The 15,742-nt window shown below is 64.2% G+C and carries 20 protein-coding genes; 10 read left to right on the forward strand and 10 right to left on the reverse strand.

Translation table 11 applies throughout. The features are described from left to right. Position 1: 1 nt before the first annotated feature. From pyrH to WG908_RS01755, 7 genes are all read right to left on the reverse strand, one after another. Complete coding sequence (gene pyrH, locus WG908_RS01725; RefSeq protein WP_340184818.1) at positions 2-727, reverse strand: UMP kinase; 726 nt, start codon at positions 725-727, stop codon at positions 2-4. A gap of 312 nt (positions 728-1,039) precedes the next feature. Further along, positions 1,040-1,339: a putative quinol monooxygenase gene (locus WG908_RS01730; protein WP_340184819.1), complete on the reverse strand. Its 300-nt coding sequence runs from the start codon at positions 1,337-1,339 to the stop codon at positions 1,040-1,042. 146 nt (positions 1,340-1,485) lie between these two features. Further along, a complete protein-coding gene (gene grpE / locus WG908_RS01735) occupies positions 1,486-2,052 on the reverse strand; it encodes a nucleotide exchange factor GrpE (RefSeq protein ID WP_340184820.1) in 567 nt (188 codons plus the stop codon). Further along, a complete protein-coding gene (gene hrcA, locus WG908_RS01740) occupies positions 2,049-3,092 on the reverse strand; it encodes a heat-inducible transcriptional repressor HrcA (protein WP_340184821.1) in 1,044 nt (347 codons plus the stop codon). The genes grpE and hrcA overlap by 4 nt, the downstream gene beginning before the upstream one ends. 142 nt (positions 3,093-3,234) lie before the next feature. Next, on the reverse strand, positions 3,235-3,942 hold the full coding sequence (locus WG908_RS01745) for a CatB-related O-acetyltransferase (RefSeq protein WP_340184822.1): 708 nt from the start codon (positions 3,940-3,942) through the stop codon (positions 3,235-3,237). Between the two features lie 56 nt (positions 3,943-3,998). Continuing rightward, on the reverse strand, positions 3,999-5,273 hold the full coding sequence (locus WG908_RS01750; protein ID WP_340184823.1) for a hypothetical protein: 1,275 nt from the start codon (positions 5,271-5,273) through the stop codon (positions 3,999-4,001). A gap of 444 nt (positions 5,274-5,717) precedes the next feature. Then, positions 5,718-6,008, reverse strand: coding sequence for a 4a-hydroxytetrahydrobiopterin dehydratase (locus tag WG908_RS01755; RefSeq protein ID WP_340184824.1), 291 nt, complete (start codon positions 6,006-6,008; stop codon positions 5,718-5,720). A 42-nt stretch (positions 6,009-6,050) separates the two neighbouring features. Between WG908_RS01755 and WG908_RS01760 the strand changes: the two genes are divergently transcribed. The 5 genes from WG908_RS01760 to WG908_RS01780 all read left to right on the forward strand — a co-directional run bounded on the left by WG908_RS01760 (position 6,051) and on the right by WG908_RS01780 (position 9,060). Then, positions 6,051-6,458 (forward strand): metallopeptidase family protein, encoded by a 408-nt coding sequence (locus WG908_RS01760; RefSeq protein WP_340184825.1) that lies wholly within the window; start codon positions 6,051-6,053, stop codon positions 6,456-6,458. 10 nt (positions 6,459-6,468) lie between these two features. Continuing rightward, entirely contained in the window at positions 6,469-7,083 is a 615-nt protein-coding gene (gene ccmA / locus WG908_RS01765) for a heme ABC exporter ATP-binding protein CcmA (protein ID WP_340184826.1), read from the forward strand. Further along, the gene (locus WG908_RS01770) at positions 7,080-7,727 is read left to right on the forward strand and encodes a heme exporter protein CcmB (RefSeq protein ID WP_340184827.1); all 648 of its coding nucleotides are present in this window, start codon (positions 7,080-7,082) and stop codon (positions 7,725-7,727) included. Before ccmA ends, WG908_RS01770 begins: the two co-directional genes overlap by 4 nt. 40 nt (positions 7,728-7,767) lie before the next feature. Continuing rightward, positions 7,768-8,661, forward strand: a complete 894-nt coding sequence (locus tag WG908_RS01775; RefSeq protein ID WP_340184828.1) for a DMT family transporter — start codon at positions 7,768-7,770, stop codon at positions 8,659-8,661. A gap of 237 nt (positions 8,662-8,898) precedes the next feature. Next, the gene (locus WG908_RS01780) at positions 8,899-9,060 is read left to right on the forward strand and encodes a hypothetical protein (protein WP_340184829.1); all 162 of its coding nucleotides are present in this window, start codon (positions 8,899-8,901) and stop codon (positions 9,058-9,060) included. Here WG908_RS01780 and WG908_RS01785 read toward each other — a convergent pair. Next, positions 9,057-9,344 carry a chorismate mutase gene (locus WG908_RS01785; protein WP_340184830.1) on the reverse strand — a complete coding sequence of 96 codons (288 nt, stop codon included), beginning with the start codon at positions 9,342-9,344 and terminating at the stop codon, positions 9,057-9,059. The two genes, WG908_RS01780 and WG908_RS01785, sit on opposite strands and share 4 nt — an antisense overlap. A gap of 98 nt (positions 9,345-9,442) precedes the next feature. On the opposite strand from WG908_RS01785, the gene WG908_RS01790 reads away from it, so the two are divergent. Next, a complete protein-coding gene (locus WG908_RS01790; protein WP_340184831.1) occupies positions 9,443-10,468 on the forward strand; it encodes a polyprenyl synthetase family protein in 1,026 nt (341 codons plus the stop codon). A gap of 127 nt (positions 10,469-10,595) precedes the next feature. Continuing rightward, positions 10,596-11,375, forward strand: a complete 780-nt coding sequence (locus tag WG908_RS01795) for a TSUP family transporter (protein WP_340184832.1) — start codon at positions 10,596-10,598, stop codon at positions 11,373-11,375. Between the two features lie 39 nt (positions 11,376-11,414). On the opposite strand, the gene WG908_RS01800 is transcribed toward WG908_RS01795, so the two are convergent. Continuing rightward, entirely contained in the window at positions 11,415-11,768 is a 354-nt protein-coding gene (locus tag WG908_RS01800) for a glycine zipper 2TM domain-containing protein (RefSeq protein WP_340184833.1), read from the reverse strand. A 125-nt stretch (positions 11,769-11,893) separates the two neighbouring features. Here WG908_RS01800 and hrpB point away from each other — a divergent pair, with 125 nt between their 5' ends. Together hrpB and WG908_RS01810 are read left to right on the forward strand one after the other, a co-directional pair. Further along, complete coding sequence (gene hrpB / locus WG908_RS01805) at positions 11,894-14,350, forward strand: ATP-dependent helicase HrpB (RefSeq protein ID WP_340184977.1); 2,457 nt, start codon at positions 11,894-11,896, stop codon at positions 14,348-14,350. Between the two features lie 55 nt (positions 14,351-14,405). Continuing rightward, positions 14,406-14,684, forward strand: coding sequence for an ETC complex I subunit (locus tag WG908_RS01810; RefSeq protein ID WP_340184834.1), 279 nt, complete (start codon positions 14,406-14,408; stop codon positions 14,682-14,684). A gap of 3 nt (positions 14,685-14,687) precedes the next feature. On the opposite strand, the gene WG908_RS01815 is transcribed toward WG908_RS01810, so the two are convergent. Further along, entirely contained in the window at positions 14,688-15,212 is a 525-nt protein-coding gene (locus WG908_RS01815; protein WP_340184835.1) for a Pycsar system effector family protein, read from the reverse strand. Positions 15,213-15,365: 153 nt separating this feature from the next. Between WG908_RS01815 and WG908_RS01820 the strand changes: the two genes are divergently transcribed. Next, positions 15,366-15,611, forward strand: a complete 246-nt coding sequence (locus WG908_RS01820) for an acyl carrier protein (protein WP_340184836.1) — start codon at positions 15,366-15,368, stop codon at positions 15,609-15,611. Positions 15,612-15,742: the final 131 nt, after the last annotated feature.

Genomic DNA, 15,742 nt, shown 5'->3' on the forward strand with positions numbered 1-15,742 from the left:
TTCAGCTCTCCTGATTCTGTACGATCGTCGCAACGCCCTGCCCGGCGAGCACCGTGGCGAGGTTGCCGGTTTCGCGGATGTTGAAGACGACGATGGGGATGTCATTTTCGCGGCACAAGGCGATGGCGCTGGCATCCATGACCTTGAGATTGTCGTTGAGGACGCGGTCGAAGCTGATTTCGTCATAGCGGGCGGCGCCGGCCACCTTCTTGGGATCGGCATCATAGACGCCATCGACGCTGGTGCCCTTGAACAGCGCGTTGCAATTCATTTCGGCGGCGCGCAGCGCGGCGGTGGTGTCGGTGGTGAAGAAGGGATTGCCGGTGCCGGCGGCGAAGATGACGATCCGGCCCTTTTCCATGTGCCGCATCGCCTTGCGCCGGATATAGGGTTCGCACACCGACGCCATCGGGATCGCCGACTGGACGCGGGTGTCGTAGCCGATCTTTTCGAGCGCGTTCTGCACCGCGAGCGCGTTCATGACCGTCGCGAGCATTCCCATATAATCGGCGCTGGTGCGGTCGAAACCCTTGGCCGCGCCGGCAAGGCCCCTGAAGATATTGCCGCCGCCGACGACGACGCACAGTTCAAAGCCGGCATCCTTTGCCGCCGCGATCTCGCCCGCGACGCGATCGACGGTCTGCGGGTCGATGCCGAACTGCTCCTGCCCCATCAGCACCTCGCCCGACAGTTTCAGCAATATGCGCTTGAAGGCGGGCCGGGTCATGGGCGGGCGGTTATCCAAATCGAGGGCGGGGAGAAGCGCCGGGACATTAGGCGGGCGATGGGCGAATGCCAAGGGGGCGTTTGCGCCAAATGCCGCGCGCCCGAGCAAGGCTTAACTTCGCACTTTTCACGCTCGATGGGGTGTTTTGTTGCGCGGTCGTGATACAATCGACCAAATAGCGCATGTGAGGCAAATGATAGGAAAGAGCCGCAAGCCCGAATTTTATCATGGGTCGCGGAATGTAGGACAGCGCAGTGTTTCGAGCGAGGCGGCGTTCAGCCCGTCAAAGGCCGGGCTGGCGGCCGGCGATCATCAGACGGGTCGCGGCTCGCCGACATCATAGGCGCGAAGGTTGCGGTCGCCGATACCAAGGCCTGACCAGGCGGCGCGCCACTCGGCGATGTGCGTCGATGCAAAGTGACGGTCGAGCGCGGCCTGATCGACCCAAAGCTCTTTGACGTGAATCAGGCCGGGAATGAGAATATCCTGCGCATAGCCATATTCAAGACAGCCTTCTTCTCTCCGGCTCGCCTCGACCATCCGGGTCATGACCGGCAGCGCCGCTCGCAAATTGTCCGGGGGAATATGAACGGTTCCGGTGATCAACAGCATCGGCGACCTGTAAAACCATCGGCCTCCTTTAGAAAGGCCGTCATCCGCTTTTGCCGTGGCACTCCATCATATGGCGAGGCCGCCGCATGGAAAAGGCCGCCGCACGCCCGGAGCACCGGCCTTTTCCGATCGTTTCGCAGAAACGCTCAGTCCGGGGCCTTGGCCACGCCGACGAGCGCCGGGCGCAGCAGCCGGTCCTTGATCATGTAGCCCGCCTGCATTTCGGTCAGCACCGTGCCGGGCGCGGCGTCGGCGGAGGGGAGTTCCATCATCGCCTGATGCTTGTTGGGGTCGAGCGCCTCGCCCACCGACACCAGCTTTTCGATGCCGTTCTTGCGAAACACGCTTTCCAGTTCGCGGCCGGTGGCTTCCAGCCCCGTGACCAGGCTTTTCCACTTGTCGTCCTCGCGCAGTTCGGCGGGGATCAGCGACAGGGCGCGGCCCAGATTGTCGGCGACCGACAATATGTCGCGGGCAAAGGCGGTCGCCGCATAGACGCGCGTGTCGGCCAGTTCCTTTTCCAGCCGGCGGCGCACATTCTGCGTGTCGGCATGGGCGTAGAGAACATCCTGCTTGGCGGTCGCCAGTTCCGCCTCCAGCGCAGCGATTCGTTCCGCCGGGCCATCGCCCCCACCGTCGCTGGGCGGAGCCATATCCTCGGGCAGTTCGTCCACGATTTCGCTATTTTCCATATTCACTTTGTCTTCGCTCATCTCATCAATCTCGACAGGGTCTGCGCGGTGAAATCCACCATGGGGATCACCCGCGCATAGTTCAAGCGCGTCGGGCCGATCACGCCGACCACGCCAACCACGCGCCCGTCCCCGCTGCGGTAGGGCGCGGCTATGACCGAAGAACCCGACAGGGAAAAGAGCTTGTTTTCCGAACCGATGAAGATCTTGGTCGCGCTGCCGGCCAGCGCGCCTTCCAGCAGCCGGGCGATTTCCTGCTTGCCCTCCAGTTCTTCCAGCAATTGCCGGACCCGTTCCAGGTCCGCCGCCGTGCCTTCGTCGATCAGGTTCGCCTGGCCCCGCACGATCAGCACCGGGCGGTTTTCCGCATCGCTCGACCATAGTGCCAGTCCGCGCTCGACCAGTTCGCGCGCCGCCCCATGCAACGCCGTCTGGTCCGCCGCCAGTTCGCGGGTCAACTGTTCGCCCGCCTGCCGCAAGGTCAGCCCGGAAAAGCGCGCCGACATGTAATTCGCCGCTTCGCTGAGCAGCGAGGGCGTGACCCCGCCGGGCAGATCGACCACGCGATTTTCGACCGACCCGTCCTGCCCGACCAGCACGGCGAGCGCCTGACGACCGTTCAGGGGCACGAAACCGAACTGGCGCAGCAAGGCTTCGCGCTGTGGCACCATCACGATCCCCGCGCAGGCCGACAGGCCCGAAAGCGCCGCGGTCGCGGCCGACAACGCCTCCTCGACCCGCCCGCCTTCGGATATCCCCGCCTCGATCGCGCGACGTTCCTCCATCGACGGCTCAGTCGCCTGCATCATGCCATCGACGAACAGCCGCAGGCCGCTTTCGGTCGGCATCCGCCCGGCGGACGTGTGCGGCGCGGCCAGCAGGCCCAGTTCCTCCAGATCCTGCATGACATTGCGGATGGATGCAGGCGACAGCCCGAACGTCGCGAGCTTGCTGATGGTCCGCGATCCCACCGGCAGGCCGGTGCCCAGATAATTTTCAACCACCAGTCGAAAGACGTCGCGGGCGCGATCGTTGAGTTCGCTGATCGGGGTGATGGTCATTGCCCCAGTCTAGGGGGTGCGGACTGGTGGCTCAAGGGCGGACTGAAGGCTGCGCGCATGATCGGGGGTTCATCACATCGGCGCGGGCATCGCGCCGGCCCGCAGCCGGTCGGTGAAGGCACGCCCGTTGCGCAATGCGGCGTCAGGGCAGTTCCTCGACCGTTTCTCCGCCCTTGGAAATCCTCACTCGCTCCGGCTTCAGCACAGGAAGCCCCTGCGCCACTGACCGTTCAAGGAAATCCAGGGTTTCCACAATATTTTCAAGCGGCAGGTCCGGGCAGCTATCCCCCGAAATATCGTAATTCCACCACTTCAATGCGGCCAAGCGCGCGATAATGTTTTCCGAAAAACGGTAGCGCAGCACGCGTGCGGGTACGCCGCCCACGATGGCGTAGGGCGGAACATCCTTGGTCACCACCGCGCCGGCAGCGACAATCGCCCCATCCCCGATATTCGTACCCTTGAGCACGACAACATTGCGCCCAACCCAGACGTCATTACCGATCGAATTGGTCACGCACATGCTATTGTCCGCCAGGTCAGGACGAACCCATCGCGCAAAATCCTCCTGGCCGACAAAAGGGCCATAGCTTCCAAATGTAAACAGATGGCTGGAGATCTTGTCAATCGGGTGTTCCGTCGGCGCCACGACGACGCCGGGCGCGATCGAGCAAAATCTCCCGATATTGCAATCCCAGATCTCGGAACCACCCGCACCGATGTAGCTCATAAAGCCTAGACTGACCAAGCCTTTAATAAATCCCGCAGTTGCTGATGGAGCCTCCGCAGTCAAAACCCCCTGCATCATATGAGGTTTGAACTTTACTTTTCCATTATAGCCCCAGTCCATGCCACCATACTCAAAGGATTATTAAATTTTATGCAAAATTCAAATTAATCGGTGAATTATTGCGCATCCTTGCCTTGCAAAGCAACATGATAATCAGAAACAAGTTTAACAACCCAATGATTACCTGAATATAGCATTTCCATCTGTTCAATTATCAGGGAACACGCTTCCAAGTCACCCATCTTTAAGGAAATTTTTCCCAAATGGTGCATCTGTGTTACCGATAGAGGCCATTTTCTTATTAATGACTGACGAATACAATGAGATGCATTCTCATTTTCGTCCATTTCATGATAGAAGATGGCCATCACGACTGGATTAAACTTTTTCTCAGGTATATTTTCCAATATTTTATTAATTAAATCTAATATTATTTTCTTTTTTCCTGCAATCGCAATTAGATCATCCCCTGTTTTATTCTTAATTGAACCCGAAAATATAGTCATTGTTTCATACAATATTTTTGATTTTACAAGATGATGATAATCTTCTTTATGAAGCACTTGCAAAAATCGTACAAAAGACTCTAGAATCATATCGATGTTCTGAGTGGCGCCGGATATCGTACAAGCAAGTTTTGCTAAAACGAGAGAGCGTGGAAACGCTTGTATCGCTTGCTCGATCGCATCGCGAGCCTCTTGATGAGCGCCAAACTGCGAATGCAAAGAGGCCAGCACCGCCAGATCAAGCGCATCGGAATAGGTCAAGGCCGAACCGGTTGAGGGCGCCTTGAATTTCAAAAGACTGTCACGCCTTTCCGCGTCCGTAAGACAGGTCTTTATCTGCTCCCTTACATGCCCGCCCAAAAGCGCTCCTGCGGAACTGAATCCGCTGAAATCCGGCGCAATCACCCGCTGGCACTTCGACAGTGCAATCATATCTCTCCAAGCGAAATGAAGATCTGTTTCCCCAATATTGGGAAACAGATCTTCCGAAATCTTTACGCGATCATATTTCTCGCTGAGAAATCGGCGCAAATCATCGTCGTCGGATACAACCAGGAAGTACGTAAAATCGTCTTTATTCAGTTCTTTTTCGATAATAGCTTGATAGAATGAAATAGGTTCATACTTGTGAAACCAATCTCGCCCTTCATTTCTATCGATCATCAGGTCACCGCGGCGAATATGAAGTCCTATATACTTCTTATCATTACCCAATACCGAATAAACCTTAACCCAGATGTCACGACATATGTCATTAAAGTCATCTGGAGAGAATAACTGAGCAGCATCACTTGCAACCGCTCGCATATCATCACCAGGAAATAACAGCGGTCGTGGTATATTAATTGATATCGCGGTACCTTCCAAAAGCGATTTGTTCCCCATGTCGACCATCTGCGGCCTGGGCATGGAGGATATATTTATCGCAGAATCGCAGACAGTATTGTCGACGAAATTGCGGTCTATGAACGATTTGGAAAACAACTCTTCTGGATTATTGATCTCGAAATCATAATAGGACGGCCAGTAAATTTTCGGTTGGGAGCCAACCTTCGCTGCGAGGCGTGTAGCATTCAAGAAGGAACATATTCTGGTTCCAAGACGCCCACCCTCATTGGAAATTATGATCGACATATTGCTGCTACCGTCTCCGAATCGTCGTTAGGGATTGCCCCGCAGGATATGGCGATGCAACATTTTTCCGATTATAACAATATTGGTGCACCGGACGCGTTCAGCGCGCTATAGCTCACGGTCGATCAGCGGTTGTTGCCATCGAAAATGCCGCAGATGGCGCGCAAGCGAGTTCCCGCGAGGCGCATTTGCGCGTCACCGCAACAACCCGTCTATCGCCCTGGCCATGTCGACATCCCGTTGCGACAGGCCCCCGGCGTCGTGGGTCGTCAGGATGATGTCGACGCGGTTGTAGACGTTCGACCATTCGGGATGATGATCGGCCTTTTCCGCGATCAGCGCCACCCGCGTCATGAAGCCCAAGGCCTGGTTGAAATCGCCGAAGGTGAAGCGGCGGCGGATGCCGTCCGGTTCGTTCGTGACGGTCCATTCGGGCAGGTCGGCCAGCGCCGCCGCGCGCTGCGCCTCGTCCAGTTTCGCGATCATCGGCCTCTATCCTCCGCTCATGCTTTGCCTTATGTCGCAGCCATGCCCACCACCGGTCAACCGCCCCGTCTTCCCCCCACCGCCCGGACGATAGAAGCGCTGGCGCTCGAAGCGCTCAGCCGCCTGCCCGAGCCGTTCCGCGCGCACCTGCACGATGTCGTGCTGTTCGTCGAGGATTTCGCCAGCGACGATGTGCTCAAGGACATGGAGATCGACGATCCGTTCGGGCTGACCGGCCTGTATAGCGGCCGCCCGGTCGGGCAGGACGCGCAGACCGGCGACCTGCCCCCCACCATCCACCTGTTTCGCCGACCCCTGCTCGACGAATGGGTGGAAACCGGGGTGCCGCTCGACGCGCTGATCACCCATGTCGTCGTGCACGAGGTCGGCCATCATTTCGGCCTGTCGGATATCGACATGCACGTGCTGGAGGACATGGTCGCGCCATGACGCGACCGGCGTGAGGCAGCGGGCAACGACGGAAGCGGCCCTGCGCCTGTCGGGCGTCGCCTGCGTGCGCGGCGGGCGGTTGCTGTTCCGGGGCGTCGATCTGGCCCTGGCGCCAGGCGAAGGCGCGCTGCTGACCGGGCCGAACGGGGTGGGCAAGTCGAGCCTGCTGCGGCTGGTCGCCGGCCTGATCCCCGCCTGTGCCGGCACGGTCGAGCGGCGCGGCGCGCTGGCGCTGGCCGACGACCGGCTGGCGCTCGACCCTGACGAGACAGTGCGGCAGGCGCTTGGCTTCTGGGCGCGGATCGACCGCGCGACGCCGGCCGCGCTGGACGCGGCGCTCGACGCCATGGCGCTGGCGTCGCTGGGCGACGTGCCGGTACGGATGCTGTCGACCGGCCAGCGCAAGCGCGCGAGCATCGCCCGCGTCATCGCATCGGGCGCGCTGCTGTGGTTGCTGGATGAGCCGGCCAACGGCCTCGACAGCGCTTCGCTCGACCTGCTGGGGATGGCGGCGGCGGCGCATCTGGCGAAGGGCGGCATGATCCTGGCCGCATCGCACCAGCCGCTGCCGTTCGATCATCGGACGCGGATCGACCTGCGCGCCTTTCAGCCCGAGCCGGCATGACCCTGTTTCTCGCCCTCATCGCCCGCGACCTGACGCAGGGGTGGCGATCGGCTGGCCTGTGGCTGCCGGTCGCCTTCCTGCTGCTGGTCGCCAGCCTGTTTCCCTTTGCCGTCGGGCCTGACGCGGCGCTGCTGGGCCGCACCGGCGGCGGCATGATCTGGATCGCGGCGCTGCTCGCCAGCCTGCTGCCGGTCGACCGGCTGATCGCGCCGGACCGCGACGCAGGGATACTCGACCAGCTCGCCTGCCGGGGGGTGAGCGAGGAAACGATCGTCATCGCGCGGCTGATCGCCCACTGGATCGGCTTTGGCCCGCCGCTGATGCTGGCGACGCTGCCCGCCGCCGCATTGCTCAAGCTGGACGGAGGCACGGTCGCGCGGCTGGAGCTGGGGCTGCTGATCGGCACGCCGGCGCTGGCCGCGCTGGCGCTGCTGGTGGCGACGCTGACCGCGGGGCTGCGGTCGAGCGGCGCGCTGGCCGGGTTGCTCGCCCTGCCGCTCGCGGTGCCGTTGCTGATCTTTGGCGCGGGCACGCTGGGCGATGGCAGCGGCGCGGCGTTCAAGTTCCTGGCCGCCGTATCGCTGCTGCTGGTGGCGATCACGCCGATCGCGGGTGGAGCGGCGATCCGCACGGCGCGCGAATAGCCGGCTCGACAGCCGCCTGTTCATCGGCCAAGGACAGGCGATGATCGCCCTTGCCGCCGCCTGCCTGTTCGTCCTGATCTGGTCGACGGGCTTTATCGTCGCGCGCTTTGCCGTGCCCCATGCCTCGCCCGAACTGGTGCTGGCGATCCGCATGACGCTGACCGCGATCCTGCTCGGCCTGGTCGCCATGTCGCAGCGCCAAACGCTGCCGCGCGGCCGGCGACTGGCGCTGCACCTTGGCGCGGGCGCGATGCTGCATGGCGTCTACCTCACCATCGGCTGGTGGACGATCGGCCAGGGGATGCCGGCCGGGATCATGGCGCTGCTGGGCGCGCTCCAGCCGCTGATCGTGGCCGTGATCAGCGTCGCGCTGTTGGGCGACTATCTGCCGCCGCGCGGCTGGACAGGCCTGGGCATCGCCATTGCCGGGGTGGGCTGTGTCGTGGTGCCGGTGCTGGGCCGGACCGGATCGGACGCCGTCCACTGGTTGCCGGTGGCGGCGGGGATCGTCGGCATTTTCGCCATGGCGGGCGGCACGCTGATCCAGCGCGGCGCGATTGCCGGCGACGCCATATGGGTGTCGGGTGCGGTCCAGAATGCGGGCGGCGCGATGGTCGCGATCATCGCCACGCTGATCGTGGGCGATTATCGGTGGGACAGCAGCGTCACGCTGTGGGCCGCGCTCGCCTGGTCGGTGCTGGGCCTGTCCGCCGCCGGGCTGTCGCTGCTCGTCTGGCTGGTGCGGCATCAGGGGCCAACGGCGATGTCGATGCTGCTCCTGCTGGTGCCGCCGCTCGCCGCGGTCGAAGCATGGCTGTTGTTCGACGAAAGGCTGGGACCGATCCAGCTTGTCGGCTTTGCGCTGGCGCTTGGCGGGGTCCTGCTCGCACGCTCGCGCACCAGGGGCGGCACGCCGCCGGTGGAGCCGGCCTGATCCGCACAGGCCAGATCCGCACAGGCCAGATCCGCACAGGCCAGATCCGCGCAGGCCAGATCCGCGCAGGCCAGATCCGCGCAGGCCAAATCCGTACAGGCCAGATCCGTACAGGCCAGCGGCCATTTGTCGCAGGCCAGACTCATTCCGCCGCAGGCTGATCGCCGCGCCATTGCTGCGCTGCAACCTTATTGATGGCCAGGGTCTTTACCCGCCACCTTGATGGGAGGCAGACATATGGGAAACATTTTCGACCGCCGCTATTATGAGGAACGGCTGGAGCGCAACCGGACACTGGCGCAGCAGTCGCGCGATCCGGCGATCCGCAGCATTCATCTCGACTATGTCCGTCTCTACGAACATATGCTGGTCAGCGACAAGGAACTGGCCGAACGCTAGGCCGGCGGCGCCTCGCGCAGCCGCTCATGGTGGCGGATCACCTCGTCGATGATGAAACGCAGGAATTTCTCGGTGAAATCGGGGTCGAGCCTTGCATCCTGGGCCAGTTGGCGCAGCCGCGCGATCTGGCGTTCCTCGCGACTAGGATCGGCGGCGGGCAGTACATGTTCGGCCTTGTATCGCCCGACCGCCTGGGTGATCTTGAACCGTTCGGCCAGCATGAACACCAGCGCCGCATCGATATTGTCGATGCTTTCGCGGTAATGCTGCAAGATATCGTCCACGCCCGTCCTCCGTTCCCGCCGCGCTTTTTGCCGCATCCGTCGCGTCAGGCAAGCTATTCCGCTTGCCATTCGCATTTTGCCCCGCCACATGGCACTGCATGACCGCATCAGCCAGCGAGAATGTGCATTCGATCAAGCGCGCAGGCCCGCCTTCGCTCGACCCGATGATGGCGCTGGTGGCCGGCGGCATGAACAGCGTCAACGCCGTGATCCTGGACCGGATGCAGTCGCGCATCCCGCTGATCCCCGAACTGGCCGGACACCTGATCGCGGGCGGCGGCAAGCGGATGCGGCCGATGCTGACGCTGGCGAGCGCCGAACTGCTCGGCTATTCGGGCACGCGGCACCATAAGTTGGCCGCCGCGGTCGAATTCATCCACACCGCCACGCTGCTGCATGACGATGTCGTCGACGGTTCCGGCCTGCGGCGCGGGCGCAAGACCGCGAACATCATCTGGGGCAACAGCGCCAGCGTGCTGGTGGGCGATTTCCTCTTCTCCCGCTCGTTCGAGCTGATGGTCGAGGACGGATCGCTCAAGGTGCTCAAGATCCTGTCCAATGCGTCGGCGGTGATCGCGGAGGGAGAGGTCAACCAGTTGACCGCCCAGCGCCGCATCGACACCAGCGAGGAACAGTATCTCGACATCATCGGCGCCAAGACCGCCGCGCTGTTCGCCGCCGCCTGCCGCATTTCCGCCGTGGTCGCGGAGCGGGACGAGGCGCAGGAACATGCGCTGGACGCCTATGGCCGCTATCTGGGCATCGCCTTTCAGCTGGTCGACGACGCGCTGGATTATGAATCGGACGGCGCGACCATGGGCAAGGATGCTGGCGACGATTTCCGCGACGGCAAGGTGACGCTGCCGGTGATACTCGCCTATGCCCGCGGCGACGAGGGCGAGCGCGCCTTCTGGAAGGCCGCGATCGCCGGCCACAGCATCAGCGACGACGACCTGGCCCACGCCACCGGACTGCTGCGCCGCAGCGGCGCCATCGCCGACACGCTCGCCCGCGCCCGCCATTATGGCCAGCGCGCCATCGACGCGCTGGGCATGTTCGGCAACAGTCGCGCCAAGGCCGCGCTGGTCGAGGCGGTGGAGTTCGCGATAGCGCGGGCCTATTGAGGGATTTGGGCGGCGGATCGTTCCTATAGCCGTTCACCTCAAAGCAAAGTGCGGGACCTTTGCTCCGTTCAGGTGACGGCTTCGACTTCGTTCAGCCCGAACGGCCGATACAGCCCCGAAAGGCCCCATGACCCTTACCCCCGAAATCATTGCCTTCCTGATGCTGGCCGCGCTGATGGCGGCGTTTATCGACGCGATCGCGGGCGGCGGCGGGCTGTTGACCCTGCCCGCGCTGATGGCCGCCGGGGTCCCCCCGGTCGCGGCGGTGGCGACCAACAAGCTGCAAAGTTCGATCGGCACGGCCGGCACCTGCTATGCCTATGCCCGCGCCGGCCACATGAACCTTGGCGCCTATAAATGGCCGGTGGTCGCGGCCTTCTTCGGATCGGTCGGCGGCGCATGGCTGGTCCAGCGGATCAGCCCCAATATCCTGGCCGGGCTGATGCCCGCGCTGATGATCGCGCTCGCGGCCTATTTCACCTTTTCGCCAAAGCTGAGCGACATGGATCGCAAGGCGCGGGCGGGCACGGTTGCGCTGAGCCTGGCTGTCGGCCTGGTCGGATTTTACGACGGGTTTTTCGGGCCGGGCGCGGGCGCCTTCTACGCCACGATCTTCCTGGCGCTTGGCGGATTGAGCCTGATCCGCGCCACCGCCCAAACCAAGGCGGCGAACCTGGCGAGCAACGTCGCGGGGCTGCTGACGATGATCCATGGCGGCCATGTCGTGTGGATCGCGGGGTTTGCGATGGCGATAGGCAGCGTCATCGGCGGCCAGATCGGGTCGCGAACGGCGATGCGCTTTGGCAGCCGCATCATCAAGCCGCTGCTGATCGTCATGTCGCTGGCGCTGACCGCCAAGATGCTGATCGACCCGACCAACCCGATCCACATCTATCTGTTAGGGTGAGGGCAAAGGGCAGGCGACCAGAGCCGCCCGCCCGTCATATTATTCGCAGTTGACGTCGTTGCGGTCGATCGCGCGGCCGGCAAGGGCGCCGCCGCCCGCGCCCAATATGGTGCCGAGCGTCTTGGACCCGCCGGGCGCGATGATATTGCCCAGCACGCCGCCGGCGAGCGCACCCACGATGGTGCCCGTCGTGCCATCGTCCCGCTTGCAATAATAGCGACCGTCTCTGTCGCGATAGATCTGGTCATTGTCGCGCAACTGGCGGCGATAGGGCGGCCCGCGACGATCGCCCGGACGGTCATAGCCATAGCGGTCGTTGCGCCCGCCGTCGGTCACGCAGGCGCCCAGCGGAAGCACTGCGGCCATGGCGGCCAGGAGAATGGGGGTACGCATGATATTGCTCCAGTTATTGCGGATGAAGGTATAACTGGCGGAAGCCCCGCCAGTTGCGCCCCGCCGATGTTTATAATCGCGGCACGACCACCCACCCCATTGCCGACAGGTCGAAATCGCGCGAGATGGGCGGCGTGACGACCGCCCTGCCCATCCATGCCGTGCTGCCCGACCTGATCGCCGCCCTGCGCGCGGATAGCCGCGCGGTGCTGGTCGCGCCGCCCGGTGCGGGCAAGACCACCGCCGTCGCGCCCGCGCTGATCGACCAGCCATGGTGCGATGGCCAGGTGCTGCTGCTGTCCCCCCGCCGCCTGGCCGCGCGTGCGGCGGCCGAACGGATCGCCGAGCAGATAGGCGAGCAGACCGGCGGAACCGTCGGCTATGCCACCCGCATGGACAGTCGCCAGTCGGCGCGCACCCGCCTTCTGGTGCTGACCGAAGGCATTTTCCGCAACCGCATCCAGGACGACCCCGAACTGACGGGCGTGTCGGCGGTGCTGTTCGACGAGGTGCATGAGCGCAGCCTGGACAGCGATTTCGGCCTCGCGCTCGCGCTCGACGCGCAGGCCGCGCTGCGGCCCGACCTGCGGCTGGTGGCGATGTCGGCGACGCTCGACGGCGCGCGGTTTTCGAAACTGATGGATAACTGTGCGGTTATCGAAAGCGAGGGCCGCATCCAGCCGCTCGACCTGCGCCATATCGGTCGTAACGCGGAAAAGCGGATCGAGGACGAGATGGCGGCGGCGATCCGGCGCGCGCTGGCCGAGGAGAGCGAAGGCGACCTGCTCGCTTTCCTGCCCGGCGTGCGCGAAATCGAACGGACGGCCGAGCGGGTCGGTGATCTGGGCGCCGACATCCACCTGCTCCACGGATCGCTCGACCCCGCCGCCCAGCGCGCCGCGATCCGCCCATCGCGGTCGGGCGCGCGCAAGATCATCCTTGCGACGTCGATCGCCGAAACCAGCCTGACCATCGACGGCGTCCGCATCGTCGTCGACAGCGGCCTTGCCCGCCGCCCGCGCTATGACCGCGCCGCGGGCGTCACGCGCCTGGTCACCGAACGCGCGTCCCAGGCATCCGCGACCCAGCGCGCCGGGCGAGCCGCGCGCCAGCGGCCCGGCGTCGCCTATCGGCTGTGGGAAGCCGCCGCCACCGCCGGAATGCCGCCCTTCGACCCGCCGCAGATTTTGGAGTCGGACCTTTCCAGCCTGCTGCTCGACTGCGCGATGTGGGGCGTGTCCGACCCTGCGAGCCTGCGCTGGCTCGACCCGCCGCGCGCCGCAGCCATCGCCGAAGCGCGGGCGCGCCTCGCCTCTCTCGATGCGATCGACGCCGATGGCCGCATCACCGCCCACGGCCGCGCGCTTGCCCGGCTGCCGCTGGAACCGCGCATCGCTCATATGCTGGTGCGCGCGGGGGAGATGGGACTGGCCCGCACCGCCGCCGAGATCGCAGTGCTGCTGGGCGAGCGCGGGCTTGGCGGGCAGGACACCGACCTGACGCAGCGCCTCCAGCGCTGGCGACGCGAAAGCGGCAAGCGCGCCGAGGCCGGGCGCGGGCTGGCGAGGCGGTGGGAAAAGATCGTGCCCGCCGCGCCCGGCCGCGGGGGAGAGCCATCGGCCGGCCTCTGCCTCGCGCTTGCCTTTCCCGACCGCGTGGCCAGGCGCCGATCAGCCGATGGCGCGGACTGGGCGAGCGTGGGCGGGCGCGGCTTTCGCCTCGACCCGCTCAGCCCGCTGGCCCGCGAGGACTGGCTGGCGGTGGGCGAGGTGCAGGGCAGCGCGGCGGGGGCGCGCATATTGTCCGCCGCGCCGATCGGCGAAAGCGACGTGCTGGCGCTGTTTTCCGACCGGATCGTCGAGCATCGCACCGTCCGCTTGCGCCCCGACACCGGCGGCATCGAAGCCCTGCGCGAACGGCGGCTGGGCGCGGTTCGACTGTCGTTAGGCTCGGACGACCGGCCCGATCCGGCGGCGGTGGCGCAGGCGCTGCTGGAGGGGGTGCGCGATGGCGGGCTGGACCTGCTGCCCTGGTCCGAGGCCGCCTTGTCGTTGCGCACGCGCGCGGCCTTCGCGAAGATCGACGCGCTGTCGGACGCGGCGCTGCTCGCGACGCTGGACGACTGGCTGCCGCCGCTGATCGCGGGCAAGCGGCGGCTGTCCGATATCGACCGGTCGGCCCTGTCCACCGTCCTCGACAATCTGGTCGGGTGGGACGGCAAGCAGCAGATCGACCGGCTGGCCCCGCCCGATTTCCGGTCGCCCGCCGGCAGCAGCCATGCGATCGATTATGGCGCGGAGGGCGGCCCGCGCGTCGAATTGCGGGTGCAGGCGCTGTATGGATTGTCGGACCATCCGACCGTCGGCACGCAGCGCATCCCGCTTGTCCTGAGCCTCACGTCGCCCGCCGGCCGGCCGATCCAGACGACGCGCGACCTGCCCGGATTCTGGGCCGGCAACTGGCGCGATGTCGCCAAGGAAATGCGCGGCCGCTATCCCCGCCACCCCTGGCCCGACGATCCGGCCGCCGCATCGGCCACGCTGCGCACCAAAAGGGCGGACGCCGCGCGCGGGAAAGCTTGACGAGCCTCGCGTCGCTGGTGCAACGCAGCACGAGCATATGCAGGAGATTTCGGCCATGGCCGCGCGCATCTACCAGATCCAGAAGAACGCCATGCAATCGGGCAAGGCGCTGACGCATTTATGGGTGCTGGAATATGCGAACGCGCAGGCCAAGCAGCCCGATCCGCTGACCGGCTGGGCCGGGTCGGGCGATACCCAGGCGCAGGTGAAGCTGACTTTCCCGTCGCAGGCAGCCGCCTGCGCCTATGCCGAGCGCGAGGGCATAGCCTATAGCGTCATCGCCACGCCGCCCAGGACGTTGAAGCTGCAAGCCTATGCCGACAATTTCCGCTAAGCCCTAACCGCGCGCCATTTCCACCGCCAACGCCGCGAAACTCGCCACCACCCCGACCAGGAACAGGCGATAGGCATAGCCCAGCCAGCGATATTTGCGGCGCTGGAGCACCTGGCCATTCTGGTAGATGTCGCGCAGCATCGCCCGGTGCAGGGCGACGTCATCGGCCAGCAACGCCATCACCCGGTCGGTGAATTCCGCCTCGTCCAAACTGGCGAATATGCCAAAGAACAGCAGGTTGTCCGTGTCGGCAACGCTGCCGCGCGCCCGCGTGACGCTGGGCAGCACCGCCAGTATGGCGCAGACCGCCGCCAGGAACACCGCCGTCGCCAGGATCGCGACCGGCAGCACCAACTGGCCCGCGCGCAATTGCCCGACGCACAGGGTGAAGATCACCATCGACGCACCGATCAGCATGTTCGCCTTCTGATCGGCCATCTGGCTGAGCTGCATCGTCGTCGCGACCGTGGTGCGCAGCAGGTGTATCGCGTTGACGCTGGGCAGCGGCCTGGTGTCGGGAGCATCCATGATGCCGAGCCTAGCCTGAGCCATGCGGGTCGCGCTAGCACGGAATCGTCGGCACATTCGGGCAAGATGATGCCCGATTGCCGCCTTATTCACTTGCCAAACAGCCGGGCTTGGGGGCAAAAGCCGGCCCTTCACGGGAACGCCAGGACGATAATGACCGATCGCGCAGAACTTTTCGACAGCATCACGGCGCTGATCGCGCCGTTCAACAAGAAGGACGTCGCGCTGACCGACGCCACCACGTTCGCCGGCGACCTGGAGTGGGACAGCCTGACGGTGATGGATTTCGTCGCCGCGGTCGAGGATGAATTCGACATCCTCATCACCATGAACATGCAGGCCGAAATCGAGACGGTCGGCCAGCTGGTCGATGCGGTCGCAAAACTGAAGGGCGCGTAAGTACAACATACCGTTCGTCCTGAGTAGCTGTCGAGCGAAGTCGAAACGGCGTATCGAAGAAGCGTTCGAAGCGCGGATGCTTCGATACGGGCCATCGACAAGCTCAGCCCCTACTCAGCGCGAACGGGTTG

This window comes from Sphingobium anseongense, from assembly GCF_037725245.1.
Taxonomy (GTDB): domain Bacteria; phylum Pseudomonadota; class Alphaproteobacteria; order Sphingomonadales; family Sphingomonadaceae; genus Sphingobium.